We start from the raw sequence: 1284 nt of genomic DNA on the forward strand, positions 1-1284 counted from the left end.
AATTAGCATGTTGATTTACAGTAATTGTTCGAATTTGTTGATGGCAAAAATAGACGTCATACCTGTCCTCGGACTCCGAGCTAGCTCGGAGCGCGAGGCGATAGCCGCTGAAGGCGCGCCCGACCGTGAAGCGCTGTCCCCGGAAGCTGATGGCCCCATTGGTGGTGACTTTACGGGTGGTCGCCCCGCGGCTATATTCAACCGCTGGCAGCTGTCCGGGCAATGCCCGCCCGCTGGGCTGGTAGCGGCTGGCCGGGGTGGCCATCTGCAGGGCCTGGTGGGGGCGGACCGTGTTATAGCGGTCCCGCCAGTCGGCCAGCCGGTCGTCGGCCTCGCTATGGGTGTCAAATTGCTCGTGGTCGAGCACCTCGTCCTGCAGGCTGCCGTTGAAGCGCTCGTTTTTGCCTTTGCCCTGCGGATGGTTGGGGCGGCTGTAGGTCACGGTGATTCCCAGTCGCATCAGCCAGACGGCCAGGCCGGTGTAGTACGGGCCCCAGCGGGCCCAGCCAAGCCCGGCGCCCCACGGCGGGCCGTTATCACAGAGGATCGCCTCGGGCAGCCCATAGCGGTCGAATACCGCCCGCAGGCGGTCTTGGACCGTGCTTCGCTGCTGGTTCGGGCAGCCGGCCACCGCCAGGCTGAACCGCGAATGATCGTCGATCAGCGTCAGCGGATAGCAGTACTGGTCGTCGGTCAGACGAAATTCTCCCTTAAAATCCAGCTGCCACAGATCGTTGGGAGCCTCCCGCTCAAAGCGGTTCCAGGATCCTTGGCGCGAGGGGTCCTCCGGGTCGGCCAGCAGCCCGTGGCGATCCAGGATGGCAGTGATCGTAGAGGCCGCCGGAATCTGGCCGGGGCCGACCGATATCGCTCCGGATTCGGCCTTGGCCTTCAGGTGATGATGCAGCTTGCGCCCGCCCCAGCCAGGGTCCTTCTGGCGGGCGGCAACCACCAACTCCTCAACCTGCTGGCTGGTCTGTTCCGGGCTATTGTGGGGCCGACGCGAGCGTTCGGCCAGCCCCTCGCGGCCCTCGGCCCGCCAGCGGCGCAGCCACTTGTAGCCAGTCGGCCGGCTGATGCCAAACCGCCGGCAAAGCTGGCTCATGTTGGCATGGGGTTGGTCGGCAAGTTGTACAAATTCAGCTTTACGTTCCATTTTTGTTTGCTGGTTTTCCCAGGGCAAAACAGCCTCCTTTTTGGAGGTCATCATACAAAATATAAGCGCCCTGCAAAGTGTAAAGGATGTCTCCGAACACCTGTAAAGGATGTCCCCGGTCTGGACAT

At 62.6% G+C, this 1284-nt stretch carries 1 protein-coding gene; it reads right to left on the reverse strand.

The window, feature by feature from the left end:
• The coding region (locus NC796_RS26545; protein WP_310688910.1) for an IS481 family transposase at nt 1–1156 on the reverse strand (1156 nt) is incomplete at its 3' end.
• Nucleotides 1157–1284 lie beyond the last annotated feature (128 nt).

Source organism: Aliifodinibius sp. S!AR15-10, assembly GCF_031569985.1.
Classification (GTDB): domain Bacteria; phylum Bacteroidota; class Rhodothermia; order Balneolales; family Balneolaceae; genus JAMQKA01.